This window comes from Ekhidna sp., from assembly GCF_965247405.1.
In the GTDB taxonomy this organism is placed as follows: Bacteria; Bacteroidota; Bacteroidia; order Cytophagales; family Cyclobacteriaceae; genus Ekhidna.
This window is the reverse complement of record NZ_OZ252014.1, coordinates 2,904,570-2,922,466: the sequence shown is the minus strand read 5'-3', so window position 1 is coordinate 2,922,466 and position 17,897 is coordinate 2,904,570. Positions and strand designations below refer to the sequence as shown.

Genomic DNA, 17,897 nt, shown 5'->3' with positions numbered 1-17,897 from the left:
GGCTACTTAACCATTTCAGATGACCAATTACTATCATGTACTCGGCCTTTCTGAGGATGCTACTCCGGCTGAAATCAAATCGGCATTTAAGCGACTCGCAGTAAAATACCATCCGGACAAACATCCCGGAAGGCCCGAAATGGAGGAAAAGTTTAAAGAGATCAATGTCGCACATCAGATCCTTTCCGACGAGTATGAAAAAGCACGATTTGACCTCAAGTTAAAATATCGGCAGTTTTCTCAAAGCCAGGAGAGACCCTACACATATCAGCCTCCTAGCGCTAACACCTGGAAAAATCAAGCGCGCAGAAGGTATGCCAGTGGACGGATAGACTACAGACAAAATGCAATTGCTACAGCTTATGCCTTTGGCATTACTTTTTTGATTGCCCTTTTGGTGATGACCGGAGTGTGGATCAAACGAAGCTATGATGACCATCTGCTGGAAAAAAGACTAGCGGAAAGACGCTCCACCTACATGGAAGCTAAACAACTCTTTGAGGAGGGGAAATACAAAAAGGCTTTTGAGATCATGACTTCCTTGAAATTTTTCCGAACGGAAGAACGAGACATGAAAATCTTCAAAAGCACCATGCTGGATCAAATCATAAAAAAAGGAGATATTGCCTACAGAGCTAAAAACTATGTAAAAGCAATCACACTTTATGAGCTGGTTCAGGAGTTTGCTCCTGACCTTCCCTATTATGAGCTGAAACAAAAACTGGCAGAATCTTATAGGCAAAACAACCAACCGGACATGGCCATTGAAATACTAGAAGGTTTCCTGGTTAGTGATTACGAGCTTATTGGGTCTTTGGTGAAAATTGCTGAAATCGAGCGTGATGAGCGGAAAAACCTGAATGAGGCATTGGACCGATTGCTCACAGCACATCGACTGGCTATAAAGCGATATAAGCGCTTTTATGGAGATGGCTATGCACTCGTAATTAATGAGAAATACCTTCCAAAATCTCACTTCTACCTTTACAGCAACCTTGCTGATATGTATTACCGCCTGGAAGATTATGAAATGGCCATAAAAGCCGCAGACTGGAATAAGTATGTCTGGCCAGATAGTGCCGTGTCATATGTCACCAGTGCGCAGGCCTACGAAGAATTGGGTAGACAAAATCAGGCATGTATTGAGTATGGTGGAGCAAAGGATAGAAACTGGCAAGGAGTATCACCGAATTATTGCAGATAAATGGCTGGCTATTCTAAAAATCCACTCTGGAAAAAACTGAATATCAAAGAAGGTTATCATTGTTTCTTATGTAACTCCCCAGAAAATTACTTTGAGTTGCTTGAGTACACGCCAATGGAAACCACTTGGGATGATGATCTCAACGCTCCTCCCTATGATTTTGAACATGTTTTTATTACAAAACTGGATGAATTGAAAAACGGCTGGAACAACTGGAAGGAGTCCCTTAAAAAAGATGGAACCCTCTGGGTTTCCTGGCCGAAAGGATCATCTAAAATGGAAACTGACCTCAACGGTAACATCGTCAGGGAGTTCGGTTTAAACGGCGGACTGGTGGATGTAAAAGTCTGTGCAGTAGATGAAAACTGGTCGGGCCTGAAATTTATGTATCGGAAAAAAGATCGTTGAAGTCATCATCAACTTTGAATTCAATTTTGCAACGCTGATCCTTTAACATTTCCATATCATCGACCATGATAAACTCATCATGTTCCTTCTGCATTTTGGCGTTTGCTTCCTTTTTCACCTTCATCCGCTTTATGGCATCTACAAATCGTCGCATCTCCGTGATGTCTTCCAAAATCAACTCAGGCACCTTAGTAGGTTTTCCGTCTTCTCCTTTTGCCACCATCGTGAAGTAGCTATTATTCGTGTGTTTTACTTCGTTGGTCTTTACATTTTCAGAGGTGACTTTGATACCTACTACTAGCGAAGAATTTCCTACGTAATGAACTGCTGCATCAAGTGTGAGTAGTTCTCCCACCTCCACAGGCTGCAAAAATTCAACGCCATCCACAGTGACAGTCACACAGTATGTTCCTGCATGCTTGCTGGCCACAGCATAAGCCACCTTATCCATCAGTGACAGAATAAGGCCTCCATGTACTTTACCTCCAAAATTGGCGAAAGAAGGTATCATCAGCTCTGTGAGCTTCGTACGAGAAAACTGGACGGTACGTGGATCCATGGCTAAAATTTCACTTTAATATCCGTTGATTGCTCCCCGGTCATGACCTTGATCAGGTCAAATTCATAGGTCACATCCTTTCCGGTTTTTCCGACCAATTGATCTGTAGAAACATCCTTCGCTTTTCGAGGTAGATGAAGGATGAGACGGGATTTTGATTCTTGCAACAAAGAACCCAGCACCATCATAGTGGAGTCGCTCATCTCAAAGCTATCGCCCATATTGGCTGTCCTTGAAAAAGTGCTCCCATCATATGTATAGCTTACCTCCATCTGTGGAAGATCCATCTGCATTTGTCCACTCGTAGCATTTTGATTTTCACTCATAAAGTCATTGAAGCCTTGTAGCTCCTCCACACTTGAGAAGCTATATTTCATTCCTGAGTTGAGATAGCCCTCTGCTTTGCTGCCTTTCATAAACATTTCCATATTGTCCAGGTACTTTTTCTTGTCAGGATCATTCTTAATGCTGTCCGGCACCCTCGATGAAAAATCAATAATGCTGTCCACCTCTGCGGGAAACTGCTCCCAAAGCTGGGCATCCACCACCTGCATCAAACTATCCTCTGAAGCATCCGGATAGATGCTGCTCATCATGCCCATCATCATGGTCCGGGTGGTACTTACAGCATCGGTATAAACCAGATACTGCCCACTTCCATCGGCGTTGAGGTAAATCTCTTCAGTAATATTGGCGCAGGAGAATAAAAGTGCAAATACGACAACTATTGCCTTGTTTGCCTGTCGGGTTAGGTTTGTCATTACGTGATTTTAGGTGCCAGTTAGCCCACCAAATCTCCGCTCATCTTACGACACTTTTTAATTTTCTTATTCAGAATGAGCTTCCAAAATGGTGATCGTGTTACTACTAATTTAGTCTTTACCCAGAGGTTATTCAAAAATTTACCCTTCCATGTTTTGCTGCCGGGTAGATTCGTAGGCTCTACGATGTACTCAAACCCCATTTTATGGGTTGCCTCAGTCACGCATGGGTTGCCATATAGAATATTGTCCGCATTAGGTACGTAGATTAAACTCAGATTTTTTCTTTTTGGCCTATTGGATCGCTTGTTAGAGTCTTTTCGCATCTCCAGATTTTCCGACGGGAGCTCCTCTTCCACAGGTTTTACCTTTTGAGCCAGGCAACTCAAACTGAGCAAAAGTGTTATTATGAAAGTAAGCGATCGTATCATACGAAAACCAAAATAGAGAAATTTTCAGCAATGATTGCTGGTAGTGAGGTGAATAAATAACTTGCGGGGCAAAATTGGCGGAACGTGAAGTTTTTAATCTCTTTTTTCCTTAGAAAAATACCAAGAAAATACCTACAGCTCTTTAGTCATGTAGCATTGAGAGTGATTGCGGTTTTCTATCGTGGCAACAAAGTGGAATGTCCCGTGTGCGAGTCACGCTTCCGAAAATTCCTCCCATATGGACGAAAATCCCGAAGCAATGCACTATGTCCCAAATGCCTGGCACTGGAGCGTCACAGGCTGATCTGGCTTTACCTTAAACGAAAAACAGACTTTTTCACGAAGGAAGCAAAAATGCTTCATGTGGCACCTGAACTATGCTTCATGAGCCGTTTTGATGCACTGGAAAACCTGGAATACATCACAGGAGACATAGAATCACCACTAGCTAAGGTGAAGATGGACATTCATGAAATTCCTTTCGAGGACAATTCTATTGATATCATATTCTGCAATCATGTACTGGAGCACGTGGATGATGATAAAAAAGCTTTGCGAGAGATGCATAGAGTCCTAAAACCCGGTGGATGGGCAATCCTACAAGTACCATTTTTCTATCCGCTACCAAAGACTACCTACGAGGATAAAACCATCATTGACCCGAAGGAACGCGAAAAAGCTTTCGGCCAGGATGATCATGTGCGGATGTATGGTGAAGACTATGGTGCCCGACTGGGCGAATCTGGCTTTCAGGTGGTAGAAGAGCGTCTAATTGATGAAATAAGTCTGGAAGAAAAAACCAAGTTTGCTCTACCAGAAAAAGAGGTGATCTATAAGGTGGTTAAATAGCACCTTAAAAAATCACCTCAAATCAAACAAGCATCTTCACTTATGGAAGCCACGCATATCCGTGTCTGTTCTTCCACATGAAATACTTCTCTAGTAATACTTTACCAAAATCATTAAAGATGTTTGGAAGTAGAATAGCGAACTGACGCGGCTTGAATAAATGATTGGCTAATAAATAAACTTCTTTGTGACCGGCATCCATGATACAAATAGCAGGGATTTTACCCCACTCTTTCTCTATCAGCTTTTCTTTTCCTTTTATTAACCTCACGATGTTTTTTGCAACAATCTTTCCTGTGACATCACTTGGATATCCCGTTTTAGGCACTCCAAATGGTGTATTTTCGATCTTAAAGTTTGGAGCTACTTTCACAGCCAATCCAGCCGCAAATACATTATCATATTTCACATGCTGATAAGAAGCTTTCGTTTCCACAAATCCCTTCTCATCTACAAGCTTAGGACTGTCCTTCATGACCTGTGCCCCTTCGAATGGCGGCATCAACATGGCCATTTTGTAAGGCAAGACTGTTCCGTCCTTTAGGTGAATCTTGTCCTCATCGATGCGATCAATGCTGGCATCTATGATATACTCAATGTTGTAAAGCTTCATGAACATTTTGAGCATACCTTCACCTCCTGGCATTCCATCAATCCCGAAGTTACCAAGGTATGGTTCCGGTGTGATCCAATACAACTTTACTTTATTTCTGACTTTATGGCGTCTTAGCTCTTTGTCCATGTTGAACAAATACTCGTAAGCAGCACCCATACAGCTGGCTCCCTGCGTGGCTCCAACAATCACCGGGCCTGGATCTTCCACCAGCTTTTCAAAAGCCTCCCGTGTTTTCATAGCCAACTTAGGAATAACAATGTTGTGAATTTTATTGTCATCAGGTCTTAGACCATCTACTACATCAAAATTCATAGAGACTCCTGTGGCAATAACCAGATAATCATAGGCAATCTCCTGATCATCATCCAGATATACTTTATTCACGTCAGGATCGACCCGATCCGCTGCTTTTTGAATGAATTCAATATTGTTTTTCTGAAAGATATCGCGCAGGTCAAACTTTATGTCTTTTACTTCACGTCTTCCGAAAGGAACCCATATGAGGGATGGGACATAGAGAAAGTCATGGGTAGGAGAAATCACCACTACCTTGTACTCTTCTCTTTTTCTTTTCAATTTTTTGGCCAGCTGTATTGCGGAGGTGAATCCTGCAAAATTGCTTCCGAGTACCACGATGTTTTTCATGACTTTGGTATTTAAATTTTCTAAACCAAAACTAGAATTGAGGTGCCTTTAGCAACATGACATTCATCATAGCAGCCTATGACGTTTTACTACATAAGCCCGGTTTGGAATGGGTTTGTCAGAGATGAGACAAATTCTAATTGAAGCTATACTCCACTCCGAAATAAACCTCATAAATAAACTCATTGAGTGGGATGATTGGCTTATCATCCAATAGGAAATTGGAGGTCATTTTTAACTTGAATTTATCTGTGAGTGCGTTTTTAAATTCCAACTGACCGCTTAGTCGGTTTCGGAAGGCATCAATGGCCCCATCATGCCCGGACTGAAAATACACGATTGCATTTATACAGATGGACTCAGTTAATTTCACGTCTGCACTCAGATACGAATTTAGTTTCCACAACTCCTTATTGATCTCCTGCTCTGGCCCGTTCCACCGCTCATTCTCCCTAAAAATGCCTACGCCTGCAAAAAGTGAATGACTCTTTTGAAGGATATTCCAGCGCAGACCACCACCATATAGAATCCTCAACTCCATGTTCCTGGACTCATCAAATTGTCCCTGTACAAAAAACTCTGGTGTCAATGGGGCAGTACGTCTCAATACTTGTCGTAAGTGAGCTGATCCATTATAAATAAGTGGTCCGTCACCAATTTTGAAGTAATTCAATCCGCTGATAAGCACCGTTGCAGATCGCTCAGCGATGTAAACCAGATCCACGTTGTTGTTCACCCCAACATATATATTCTGCTGATCTACGGTAGAGCTACGGTTGTTGATAGCAAACGTAGCATCAACAACCCCCGTGAAGTAATTGGCAGAGTCAGTAGCGAGGAATCCTTTGTCTACTTTAAGAATCTGAGTGAAAGCGGGTAAAATATATAAAGTGAATAGAACACAGATAAAAATCCTCATGACGCGCAAAACTAGCATTGATACGGGTACTTTTAAATTGTTGCAAGTACCCGAATCAAATAAAACTACTATTAGGAATGGTTAGATCAGAATCCACTAACACCCAGATTCGGATTCATTAAGAATGAAATAAATGCCACTGCAAATACGGAACCAGCAATTCCAAATGTTGCCTTTAATACTGTTGCAGGAACATTCTCATCGAACTTAATTTTTCTTATGTTGGATATTGGTGTTCGAATCGTCTGATCAGCACCTTTTCTTTTCACCCTAATAGAAATTGTATCATCATTGACTGACTCAAACCTACCTCTCAGATACGTCTTCTCATCAATTTCTTCTCTTAATACAAGGAGCACCTTATCATTAATATTGATTTCTTCCAGCTCTGAAAGTGTCACCTCATCTGCAGTGAGTCTATGATTGTAAGCAGTGCATGAGCAAAGTGAAAAAAGAAATAATACGAACCAACGCACGTAATAATTTACACAAAATGGTCATCATCTCAAACTCTAATCACTCCGACCAGGATAGTCGGATAGTAGTTCCCCTTACATATTTCGTCTGTACTGGCCACCCACCTCAAACATCGCATGGGTAATCTGACCCAACGAGCAATACTTGGTCGCCTCCATAAGCGTAGCAAACGTATTTTCATTTTTCAGCGCTGTATCCTGAAGTTTGCTTAGCATCTCATCAGCTTTGCCTTCATTCCCCTCTTTCAAGGCATTGAGGTTTGCAATTTGCTGCTCCTTCTCATCCTTCGTAGCACGGATCACCTCATCAGGGATGATGGTTGGTGAGCCTTTAGAAGACAGGAATGTATTCACCCCAATAATCGGAAGTTCGCCTGTATGCTTCTTGGTCTCGTAATACAAGGACTCTTCCTGAATTTTACCGCGCTGGTACATGCTCTCCATCGCGCCAAGTACACCTCCTCGTTCCGTGATGCGATCAAATTCCATCATTACGGCTTCCTCTACTAAATCCGTCAGCTCTTCAGTAATGAACGACCCCTGCATTGGGTTTTCATTCTTAGCCAAACCAAGCTCCTTGTTGATGATCAACTGGATGGCCATGGCGCGTCTCACAGAGCCTTCGGTTGGTGTGGTAATCGCCTCGTCATACGCGTTCGTATGCAGCGAGTTACAGTTGTCGTAGATTGCATAAAGCGCCTGAAGTGTGGTCCGTATATCATTGAAGTCGATCTCTTGAGCGTGTAGCGAACGACCGGAAGTCTGAATGTGGTACTTCAGCTTCTGCGCACGTTCGTTTGCACCATACTTAAGCTTCATCGCCTTCGACCAGATTCTTCGTGCCACGCGCCCGATCACCGCATATTCCGCGTCTACCCCATTAGAGAAGAAGAACGAAAGGTTTGGCGCGAATGCATTGATGTCCATACCCCTTGACAGGTAGTACTCAACGAATGTAAATCCATTTGCCAATGTAAATGCAAGTTGCGTAATCGGGTTTGCTCCAGCTTCAGCTATGTGATAACCTGAAATAGAAACCGAGTAGAAGTTTCTGACATTATTATCAATGAAGTACTGCTGTACGTCACCCATCAGTCTCAGAGAAAACTCTGTCGAGAAAATACAGGTATTCTGTGCCTGATCCTCTTTCAAGATATCCGCCTGCACGGTTCCTCGAACAGAAGAAAGCGCCTTCACCTTCATTTCCTGGTACACATCAGCAGGCAATACCTGATCACCGGTTACGCCCAGCAACATCAAGCCCAGTCCATTGTGTCCTTCTGGCAGGTCGCCTTTGTAGGTAGGTCTGGCTACTCCACGATCCTTATAAATCTTGTCAATCTTCTTATTGACCTCTGCTTCCATCCCATTTTCTGTGATGTACTTTTCACACTGCTGATCGATGGCAGCATTCATAAAGAATGCACAGATCGTCGCAGCAGGACCATTAATGGTCATGGATACAGAAGTGGTTGGATCACATAGGTCAAAGCCTGAGTATAATTTCTTCGCATCGTCCAGGCAGCAAATGCTCACACCTGAGTTTCCGATCTTTCCATAGATATCCGGACGGTAATCCGGGTCTTCTCCGTAGAGCGTTACCGAATCAAATGCAGTGGAAAGTCTTGCTGCAGGAAGTCCATGCGATACATAATGAAATCGCTTATTGGTACGCTCCGGCCCACCCTCTCCGGCAAACATTCGCGTTGGATCTTCGCCTTTACGCTTGAATGGGAACACTCCTGCGGTGAATGGAAACTCACCTGGTACGTTTTCCTGCAAACTCCAGTGCAGGATATCTCCCCATCCTTCATACTTTGGCAGGGATACCTTTGGCACTTTCGTATGTGAAAGTGTTTCAGTGGTTGTCTCTACTTTAATTTCTTTGCCTCGTACTTCGTAGCTATACTCCTCTCCTTCATAGTTGGCTTTCTTTGCATCCCACTCTTCCAAAAGTTTTAAGTTGTGCGGATCAAGATCCAGCTTCAGCTCTTCTTTTGCTTTATCAATAGCTGCCAAAGCGTCTTTCTGATCTTTTAGAATCTCGCCCGATTTCTCCAAGCTGTACAGCTTCTGCGCTACTTCTTTCTGCTCAAAGGCTTTCTCATTGTAGCCACGAATGGTCTCGGTGATTTCAGAGAGGTATCTCGTTCTTTTTGGCGGAATGATGAATACCTTCTCACTCATCTCATCCGTGCTGGCAAACGATGACTTCAAATCCGTATCGGTTTTCTCCGCAATGAGGTTCATCAACGACAGGTAAAGCTTATTCATGCCCGGATCATTGAACTGTGAGGCGATGGTCCCAAACACCGGAAGGTCCTCTTCTTTCGCATCCCAGAGCTGATGGTTACGCTGGTATTGCTTTTTCACATCTCTGAGTGCATCCAATGCGCCACGCTTGTCAAACTTGTTGAGGGCGATCATGTCCGCAAAGTCCAGCATGTCGATTTTCTCCAGCTGGGTAGCTGCACCGTATTCTGGCGTCATCACATAAAGCGATGCATCCGAGTGATCGGTAATTTCAGTATCCGACTGACCAATACCTGATGTTTCCAGAATGATCAGATCAAAACCCGCTGCTTTTACAATGTCAATGGCATCCTGTACATATTTGGATAGTGCCAGGTTTGACTGGCGAGTAGCCAACGAACGCATGTACACACGCTCATTGAAAATAGCGTTCATCCGAATACGGTCTCCAAGCAACGCACCGCCTGTCTTTCGCTTGGACGGATCGACGGAGATTACCGCAATGTTTTTGTCTTTAAAGTCGACAAGGAAGCGACGAACCAACTCATCTACGAGTGACGACTTACCGGCTCCACCTGTTCCGGTGATACCAAGGACAGGTGTATTGGCTGCCTGCTTACGCAAAGCCTCCATCTCTTCCCGGTTTTGGTCCGGATAGTTCTCAGCAGCTGATATCACTCGGGCAATAGCCGCATGATCGTTCGTGTTAATTTTTTTTACTTGTCCGTTCAAATTTTCACCTACGGCAAAGTCACTTTGCTTCACCAGGTCATTGATCATGCCCTGCAGCCCCATAGAGCGTCCATCGTCCGGCGAGTAGATGCGAGTGATGCCATGCTTGTGTAGCTCTTCGATTTCTTCCGGAAGGATGGTTCCCCCTCCTCCACCAAATATCTTGATATCAGCACCTCGCTCTTTTAGCAGGTCGTACATGTATTTGAAGTACTCTACGTGCCCGCCCTGATAGGACGTGATGGCGATGGCCTGCGCATCTTCCTGGATGGCACAGTCTACGATCTCCTGCACGGAGCGGTTGTGGCCCAGGTGGATCACCTCACAGCCGGTCGACTGGATGATTCGTCGCATGATGTTGATCGCTGCATCGTGTCCGTCAAAAAGGGAGGCCGCTGTAACGATCCGAATGTGATTCTTGGGTTTGTATATCTCTACTTCCTGGGTCATGTCGCTTCAAAATTTTGGGACAACAAATTTACTGAAAATGAAGGTGATTTGGAGGGATTTGGTTCAAACGCTAAGTTGATTAAATATCATTTGGGGATAAAGAATGAATGGTTGGGTTTTGTTTGGAGGAATGTGGAAATGAGATTTATGGATTAGGATGCGAAGTTGGGACAGATAGAAGTCAAGCGTGTATAAATAAATGTAAACAAGCCCTGCAAGAGGACCGCCTTCCGCCTCGTTTAGGATGCTTCCGTATTTCTTTCAGAGAAAATTAGCAATACTATCGTATTTTTAATGTTATAAATCTTTGATCTTTTACTCGTGACGGCTTACCGCTAAAAAGTAAAAACTCACCTTCTCTAATATTTACGCAAAATCTGGGTTTGATTCTAAAGCCATTAGTTTGGGTTCTATCGACTAATACTTTTTGATTTAAAATACCATTTTTCTGTATTTCAACTATAATAATTGACCCATCTTTTTTCTTAGCATATTTATCTGCAAAAGCATCATATCTTCTAGGATCACCTAAATTTAAGTTTTTACTTGTTCCATTATATATTAAAAAATAATCTTCATAATCATTCGCTACTAAAAAGCTTGAGTAATCATATTGATCAACAATTGAATTATCCTTTTTGATCATTTTACTCCAAGCAATATCTCCAAGATTATCAAAATAAATTAAAATCAAATTATGATACGAGAAAATGGTGGAGTATAATGTAGGTGTTATTTCTAATTGCTCCGCAATCAATAAGATAGATCCATCTTTGTAAGTTAGAATGCTTTTAGGTCTGTAATTAGATAATTCATTTTGCCCTGTTATCTTTTCTAAAACCTCTTGCTTTTCATTAATTATTGCTTTGTGCTCATCGAGTAAATTTTGTTGGAATGGTTCGAGCTTATAAAAATTTCGTAATGAGTCTAGCCTGTCAATTTGAAAAAAAAATGTGCCATGAGCAGATTGGTCATCAATATTGGAGTAAAACCCTAATACATTGATTAAAGAATCTTTAATAATTAACTCAAGTCCATTAATCCATTTATTCTCCTTTTCAATATTTTCCAGAACTTGAATATTTCCTTTCTTTAAGGACATTATAGAATGGCTGAATTTAGGGGATTTTTTACCCTGATTTTCGGACTTCTCTTGAAGAGTTAGAACAATAACTTCATTTTCATTAAGAAGTGTAGCATCAAGAATAGCGAATGACCCTTTGGTTTTGGGGAACTCATAAAAAAATTCATGAAGTTTATTGAATTTATTATCGAAAGTTATTAAACCGTATTTTATGTTTTCTTTAGATTTTGATGGGATCGAATAAAGTAATCCAATTGACTTCTTGTCTTCGGCTATAATAAATCTCACATACGATTTATTTATGTTTAAATCATCAGCTGAAAGACTAATAATTTCTTTTTCGAACTCTACTTTAAGTTTTTCGAGATCAATTGATTTTACAAAAAAATTGCGAGATAACTTTGAATCCTTTGCTGTAATGCTCAAATAGCTATTATCGATTTCAATTATTCCTAAAGACTCCTCTTCATCTTCATTTAGGATTATTTCTTCATTAGTGGGAATTAAGTTATTGTTAAACCTGACTAGAGAAGTCGAAACATTGCTTCCAAATCCTTTCGAATAGATGAAAAAATGACCTGCTTCATTGCTAGCAACATATTGATCTAATCTTCCTATTTTAGTCTTAAATTCATCATGGAGTTCGATATCATACTCTTTTATAGTTTGCGAACTAGCAGAGAGAATAGAAGATAAGATTACTATTAATAAGGCTAAATATTTCATTGAAAGCACAATTACAAACGTATTATTGAATATTATTAAAGTCCATATAGCAGGGGATCTACTATACTATTAGATGTAAAGTGCACTAAGCTAGCAAAACTTTAAAATTAATTAACTCTGGCTAGCGTACCTTTATACTTCTTGTGTGCGTACCAATCCTCCCGGCCCTCGGATCGTCGAACCGCTTTATACAAAGGGGGAATACTTCCAATTTTGATTTAACTGAATTCGGAGGGAATACTCCTTTCCTAAAGGGAGTTGGTTTGATTTTTCAAATCATGTCGGGGGATTCGACAAAACACAGACAGAATTCAATCTTTCGTTTGAAAAAGATTCACCATTTTTGATCTTCAGTAGCTCTTTTTTCATCGTCTACTCTATCCACCCATCTACTCTGCTGCCTTGCTTCCACCCTGACTTGAGATTTCTCGGTCTACTTACAGAACGCACTTTCTGTATAGCACCGCTTGTGCGATGAGTAGATTCCTCTATATTTAATCCTGTTTATCAGCATAAAGCATCTGCCACTACCTAGATATTAGCTACAACTAGAGACGACAATCCTAATTTGAAGTATTCAATGCCATTTCACAGAAGCTCCAATTAGGTATAGTAGAAAATGAGCACTCATCTACCCATATCATCATCTAATAAGTCCATTGCTGTTCTCCCTTTTGTGAATATGAGTGCCGACCCTGAAAACGAATACTTCAGCGATGGCATTACTGAAGAAATAATCAACGCTCTGACCACTGTACAGGGTTTGAAAGTCATAGCCCGCACATCCTCTTTTGCATTTAAGAATAAGAATATAGATGTACGGACCATTGGTGATCAGTTAGGGGTGAGTACCATCCTGGAGGGAAGCATCAGGAAAGCCAAAAACAGGGTACGCATTACAGCGCAGCTGATCAGTACCAATGACGGCACCCACTTCTGGTCAAAGAATTTCGATCGGGATTTGGAAGACATATTTGCAATACAAGATGAAATAAGTGTGCACATTGCTGACCAGATCCGGGAAAATTTTGGTCACCTCAATATTCAAGAACATCTTATTGAAGCGCCAACACAAAATATGGAGGCCTATGACCTCTATCTAAAAGGTCGTCATCAACATTTGATGTGGGATGGCCAAGGAATCGCAAATGCGATAGAACTCTATGAAGAATGTGTAGCGATAGACCCCTCGTTTGCGTTACCATACTTTGGTTTGGCTTATTGTTATGCCATGGCCGGATCCTGGGGAAATAATAAAGCCTTATTACAAATATCAGAAGAGAATCTCAACAAAGGGTTTAGGCTGGACAAACAATCCTATGTAGGATATTTTAGTAAAGCAACATTGTCCTTTTGGGGTCAATGGGATTTCATCAATGGACATAATTTTTTTCAAAAAGCAATAGAACTCAATCCATCCTATACGGAAGCAGAAGAAGGTTTATGCGAATTGTATACAGCAGTAGGTTATTTCAAAAAAGCGCTCTGGCATACTGATAATATTTTAAAAATAAACCCCTTATCTCCAAACCATTATTTTACCAAAGCAAACATTCACTATTTAAATGAGGACTATACAAAAGCGCTGGAATGTATAGAGACCTCCTTAAGTATCAATCCAAATTTCACACATCCCATTGCACTAAAACAACTCTGTTTGATTCTTACAAAAGATTACGAAAAGCTAAATAACTTCTTAGTTCAAACTCCTTTGGCCGAGAGACCAGAAGAATGCAGAGTATTGTACAAGTTGGTCAATCCGGAAGAAAAGATCGATATTGATATTAGCGGGGTTAGCTCAATGATAAAAGAAGATTCTGGGGGAACACTTTTTCCCTGGCAACTTTTTTTGTTGGTCCATTTGGACAAACACGAAATGGCATTGGACTTTTTGGAAGAAAACATCAGGATGCGTACCGGTCAAATCATAAACTTGATGAATATTCCGCTACTTAAACCATTGCACCAGTATAAACGATTTCAGGATTTAGTGCAAGGTGTTTTTCGAGTAGAACTATTACCACCTAATGCCGAAGTAAAAGTGCAGATCAGCCCTCCTAAAGCCTTAATGTCAGATGCTGAAATTGACATAGCATTAAACATTTTAGAAAAAGGAATGCAGGAAGAAAAGTGGTTTCGTAACCCATCCTTATCCTTGCGCGAGCTAGCCGAAAATGTAAATATCAGCAGCAACAAACTTTCATGGTTACTCAATGAACGAGTTAGTCAAAACTTCAATGAATACATCAATGGTTTTCGATTGGAGAACTTTAAAGAGCAGGCCCTAAATCCTGCCAATAGCCACCTTACCCTTTTGGCAATAGCTTATGAAAACGGCTTTAACTCTAAAACGGTATTCAATGCTTTTTTCAAAAAAATCGAAGGGATGACACCTAAAGCCTGGGTGAAGTCAAACCAAACTTAAGCCAACATAAAAGGTTTCAAATCTCACTTTTAAGTACGGAATTTCATTTCGGGACGATTCACTTCTCTTTTCACTTCAGCTTTGTATTGTCAATTCGATGAAGCAGGGTTCCTATGACTCCTTCCTCTTTTTTATAAAGGATATGAACGGGGGTGCCTTGCAATCGAAATGTTAAAAAACGATTATGAAAAAAGCAATATTCACCCTGGCATTGTACGGGATAACTTTAATCGCGAAATCTCAGGACACAAGTGTTGAAAAATCAACATTCGGACTACAAACTGGAGTTTTAGGAATCTGGGCATATAATGAAGCAAAACTGTCAAATGCCATAGCACTAAGAACAGAGCTTGGATTTGACTTTGGTATTTGGGAAACTACTTATTATGATGATTTTGATTCTCCTTTTATCCTCACACCTGTTATAGTAGTTGAGCCTCGGTTTTATTACAACCTTAAAAAACGCTCTGATAATTCAAAAAGAATTGATGGAAATAGCGGCAATTTTATTGCCATAAAAAGCAGTTACCATCCAGAATTGGCTCTTTTCAATGCAGACGATGCTCCTGTGGTAAGTGATTTCGCCATTATACCTACTTGGGGAATTAGAAGAAATATAGGGGATCATTTCAATTATGAAGCAGGCATAGGAGTAGGATACAGTTACACGTTTGCTGAGCGTGCAGGTTATTCAGAAGACGAAAGTGGAGTAGAGCCAAATATGCACCTGCGAATAGGTTATAGGTTTTAGCCAATAGATAATCTCATCGTTTTGAGCTATCGATGCGGGAAGTTCTTTGTATCAAAATAAGTTATTAATACATGAAAAATCTATTTACAATTCTCATCCTTTTTTGCACGCTTGGTGCTTTTGCTCAGACTAGCTCACTGGAGGGCAAAGAAGCTGAAGTAACCCATAAGTGGAGGGTAAGTATACCTTATTTTGTGCCTGAGTCACTTATTTTTAGTTCCTGGAACGATCACACAAGCACACAGCACATAGAGTTGCATATAAAGCGAAACCTTGATAATAAGAACATCATAGGAGTGAAGTTTGCTCACTTTCGATTATTTCAGCCAATGGGAATCACCTGGTGGGATGGTCTTTTGGATAAGATAGAATCAAAAAGCGAATACTATCCGGGACATGTGCGAACAATTGGAGTAGGGGTATCCTACCAACGTATGTTATGGAAAGGGTTATTTGCCACTGCTGAAATTCTTCCGCAACTTCAAACCTATTTGGATCTAGACGGTGATAAAATTAAAAGCGGCTTTAAACTGTATACATCGTATCATCTTGGCTACCATATCGCATTTGGTAAGAAAAAGCATTTTTTCATAGAACCACAGATTAATTGTATGCTATGGACGTCAGATAAAAGTGCTCCTGATGGATTTAAGCAGTTGGACGATAAATGGAGAAACTGCTTCCTTTTGGAGCCACAGATTTACTTAGGGTGGAATTTTTAAACTTAGTCTGACAAGTCAGGATTTTTTTCATGGGTTGTCGGACTATTTGAAACTAAAGGAGCTGGAACTAATTTAGTTTTTAGTAAAAATGTCTAATGCAATAGAATGATATATATAAAAAAGTGTTTTAGTCTGTATCTACTTTTGATCGTAGCATTCTCTTGCTCACAACCTAAAGACGATCACATTAGGATTCTGTTTATTGGGAATAGTTATACCTACTACAACAGCACTCCTGAGTTAGTTAAGGCGTTTATACAAGAGAGGTTTCCCGACCAGGTAGTAGAAACCCAATTGATTAGTGGAGGTGGAATGACGCTTGCCGACCATTGGAAAAATGAAAGTACTGTTGAAGCTATCAGGACAGGTAAGTGGGACTATGTCGTACTCCAAGAGCAAAGTAAGCTGGGGATGGGTGTCATGATAGATAGCGAAATGTATTTTGGACAAACAGAAAGATTTTTTGAACACGCCAGAAAATTCGATACTGAAATTACAAAAGCGGATGCTAAGACAGTGTTCCTGATGACCTGGTCAGTTAGAGATAAACCAAATGAACAAGCCATCTTGACACATGCATATACGGCCATAGCCAAAGAACTAGAGGCCATGGTAGCTCCTGTTGGTTTGGTATGGGATAAAGTGCGAAAGGTTCCAAAGATTGACTTATATGCTGATGATGGAGGACACCCATCACCAACTGGCTCCTATTTAACAGCTGTTACACTTTACGCTACATTGATGATAGATAATCCTAAAGGGCTTTCGGGAACGATCTCTGGTAATAGGCTATCGAGTAGCGGCGACCCTTCATTAAACAAAGAGTTATTAATTGATATTTCTTCTGAGGAAGCTCAATTGATTCAAGAAGCAAACTGGGATGTGGTCAAAGCCATGCAAACATCAAGTAGTTACCTTGATTTTGAACAGCCAGAACCCAGCTATACCATTCCTGTATTGAGTAAAGGTGAGAGTATAGAGTTAAATAATATTGTTGGCAAGTGGTACGGAACCGGAACATATGGGTCTGAGTATGTTGGACAAATAATGGAGGTTAAAGATGAGGGAGACAAACCAGAAGTCAGTCTATCATTTTATTCACCTCATGTCCAAGATGAGATTAGAATTGACAGTGCAATTATAAAAGGGGATCAATTGATTTTAACCCTATACGACTCTCTGAGAAGCAGAAACGCTATCCTTCAAATGTCACTAAACAATGGTAAAATGGAAGGAATACTAGCATCCTCAGGGAATTTTCAAATGTACAAGCATTTGTATTTCTCTAAAGCATCAGTCCATAATGAAATAGATCTTTCAGCTTTAGCGTTGCTGATGGAATCGTTCCAATCCAATATTGCAAAAGAGGGCCATACAAAAGCTGCGTTAAAGCACTATGAACAATATAGCAACCTGATTGGTGAATCGTATAAACCGGAAGAGTTTTACTTGAATGCAATTGGCTACAATTTTCTGAGGGGTGAAAAAGTGAATGATGCTCTAAACGCATTTGAATTGGCAATGACTTATTACCCTGAGTCAATCAATACTTATGATAGTTATGCAGAAGCTTTAATTGTTGCGGAGAGAAAAGATGAAGCGTTAGCAGTTTATAAGAAAGCTTATGAACTCGCCAAAAAGATCGGCTATGAAAACCTTGACTATATTGAAACGAATCTTAATAAATTGAAAAATAATATTGCCGTGGATATAGAAGGTGAGGCAATCCCTCCACCTCCTCCACCTCATTAGACTATGTCCTGTAACATCATCAAAACATGGAAATAAGAAAGGTTATTGGGATCGCATTCTTAGTGGTATCACTTATTACTTTCAGTATTTTCATTACTCAAACTGAATTTAGTATTCAACTCCAATCCTGGATT

The 17,897-nt window shown here is 40.7% G+C and carries 15 protein-coding genes; 7 read left to right on the top strand and 8 right to left on the bottom strand.

The annotated features are described in order from the left end of the window. Positions 1-19: 19 nt before the first annotated feature. Both ACP14Y_RS13375 and ACP14Y_RS13370 read left to right on the top strand, forming a co-directional pair. The gene (locus ACP14Y_RS13375; RefSeq protein ID WP_424963437.1) at positions 20-1,204 is read left to right on the top strand and encodes a J domain-containing protein; all 1,185 of its coding nucleotides are present in this window, start codon (positions 20-22) and stop codon (positions 1,202-1,204) included. A gap of 114 nt (positions 1,205-1,318) precedes the next feature. Then, positions 1,319-1,612 carry a hypothetical protein gene (locus ACP14Y_RS13370; protein WP_424963436.1) on the top strand — a complete coding sequence of 98 codons (294 nt, stop codon included), beginning with the start codon at positions 1,319-1,321 and terminating at the stop codon, positions 1,610-1,612. On the opposite strand, the gene ACP14Y_RS13365 is transcribed toward ACP14Y_RS13370, so the two are convergent. Genes ACP14Y_RS13365 through ACP14Y_RS13355 form a run of 3 tightly spaced genes read right to left on the bottom strand, consistent with a single transcriptional unit; the run spans position 1,587 to position 3,363 of the window. Then, on the bottom strand, positions 1,587-2,171 hold the full coding sequence (locus ACP14Y_RS13365) for an acyl-CoA thioesterase (RefSeq protein WP_424963435.1): 585 nt from the start codon (positions 2,169-2,171) through the stop codon (positions 1,587-1,589). The genes ACP14Y_RS13370 and ACP14Y_RS13365 overlap by 26 nt on opposite strands. A gap of 2 nt (positions 2,172-2,173) precedes the next feature. Further along, positions 2,174-2,932, bottom strand: a complete 759-nt coding sequence (locus ACP14Y_RS13360) for a hypothetical protein (protein WP_424963434.1) — start codon at positions 2,930-2,932, stop codon at positions 2,174-2,176. A gap of 20 nt (positions 2,933-2,952) precedes the next feature. Beyond that, positions 2,953-3,363 carry a hypothetical protein gene (locus ACP14Y_RS13355; protein WP_424963433.1) on the bottom strand — a complete coding sequence of 137 codons (411 nt, stop codon included), beginning with the start codon at positions 3,361-3,363 and terminating at the stop codon, positions 2,953-2,955. Between the two features lie 84 nt (positions 3,364-3,447). On the opposite strand from ACP14Y_RS13355, the gene ACP14Y_RS13350 reads away from it, so the two are divergent. Further along, positions 3,448-4,212 carry a class I SAM-dependent methyltransferase gene (locus ACP14Y_RS13350; protein ID WP_424963432.1) on the top strand — a complete coding sequence of 255 codons (765 nt, stop codon included), beginning with the start codon at positions 3,448-3,450 and terminating at the stop codon, positions 4,210-4,212. A 40-nt stretch (positions 4,213-4,252) separates the two neighbouring features. Here the strand turns inward: ACP14Y_RS13350 and ACP14Y_RS13345 are convergent, their stop codons facing one another. The 5 genes from ACP14Y_RS13345 to ACP14Y_RS13325 form a co-directional block, all read right to left on the bottom strand. Next, entirely contained in the window at positions 4,253-5,473 is a 1,221-nt protein-coding gene (locus ACP14Y_RS13345; protein ID WP_349564585.1) for an NAD(P)/FAD-dependent oxidoreductase, read from the bottom strand. A 136-nt stretch (positions 5,474-5,609) separates the two neighbouring features. Beyond that, positions 5,610-6,392 (bottom strand): hypothetical protein, encoded by a 783-nt coding sequence (locus ACP14Y_RS13340; protein WP_424963431.1) that lies wholly within the window; start codon positions 6,390-6,392, stop codon positions 5,610-5,612. Positions 6,393-6,478: 86 nt separating this feature from the next. After that, positions 6,479-6,868 (bottom strand): hypothetical protein, encoded by a 390-nt coding sequence (locus ACP14Y_RS13335; protein WP_424963430.1) that lies wholly within the window; start codon positions 6,866-6,868, stop codon positions 6,479-6,481. 75 nt (positions 6,869-6,943) lie between these two features. After that, positions 6,944-10,303 carry a methylmalonyl-CoA mutase family protein gene (locus ACP14Y_RS13330; protein ID WP_424963429.1) on the bottom strand — a complete coding sequence of 1,120 codons (3,360 nt, stop codon included), beginning with the start codon at positions 10,301-10,303 and terminating at the stop codon, positions 6,944-6,946. A 280-nt stretch (positions 10,304-10,583) separates the two neighbouring features. Then, the gene (locus tag ACP14Y_RS13325; protein WP_424963428.1) at positions 10,584-12,113 is read right to left on the bottom strand and encodes a hypothetical protein; all 1,530 of its coding nucleotides are present in this window, start codon (positions 12,111-12,113) and stop codon (positions 10,584-10,586) included. Positions 12,114-12,732: 619 nt separating this feature from the next. On the opposite strand from ACP14Y_RS13325, the gene ACP14Y_RS13320 reads away from it, so the two are divergent. From ACP14Y_RS13320 to ACP14Y_RS13305, 4 genes are all read left to right on the top strand, one after another. Further along, complete coding sequence (locus ACP14Y_RS13320) at positions 12,733-14,538, top strand: helix-turn-helix domain-containing protein (RefSeq protein ID WP_424963427.1); 1,806 nt, start codon at positions 12,733-12,735, stop codon at positions 14,536-14,538. Positions 14,539-14,722: 184 nt separating this feature from the next. Next, positions 14,723-15,289: a hypothetical protein gene (locus tag ACP14Y_RS13315; RefSeq protein WP_424963426.1), complete on the top strand. Its 567-nt coding sequence runs from the start codon at positions 14,723-14,725 to the stop codon at positions 15,287-15,289. A gap of 71 nt (positions 15,290-15,360) precedes the next feature. Then, positions 15,361-16,011 (top strand): hypothetical protein, encoded by a 651-nt coding sequence (locus ACP14Y_RS13310; RefSeq protein ID WP_424963425.1) that lies wholly within the window; start codon positions 15,361-15,363, stop codon positions 16,009-16,011. 105 nt (positions 16,012-16,116) lie between these two features. Continuing rightward, on the top strand, positions 16,117-17,763 hold the full coding sequence (locus ACP14Y_RS13305; RefSeq protein WP_424963424.1) for a hypothetical protein: 1,647 nt from the start codon (positions 16,117-16,119) through the stop codon (positions 17,761-17,763). The last annotated feature ends 134 nt before the right edge of the window (positions 17,764-17,897 follow it).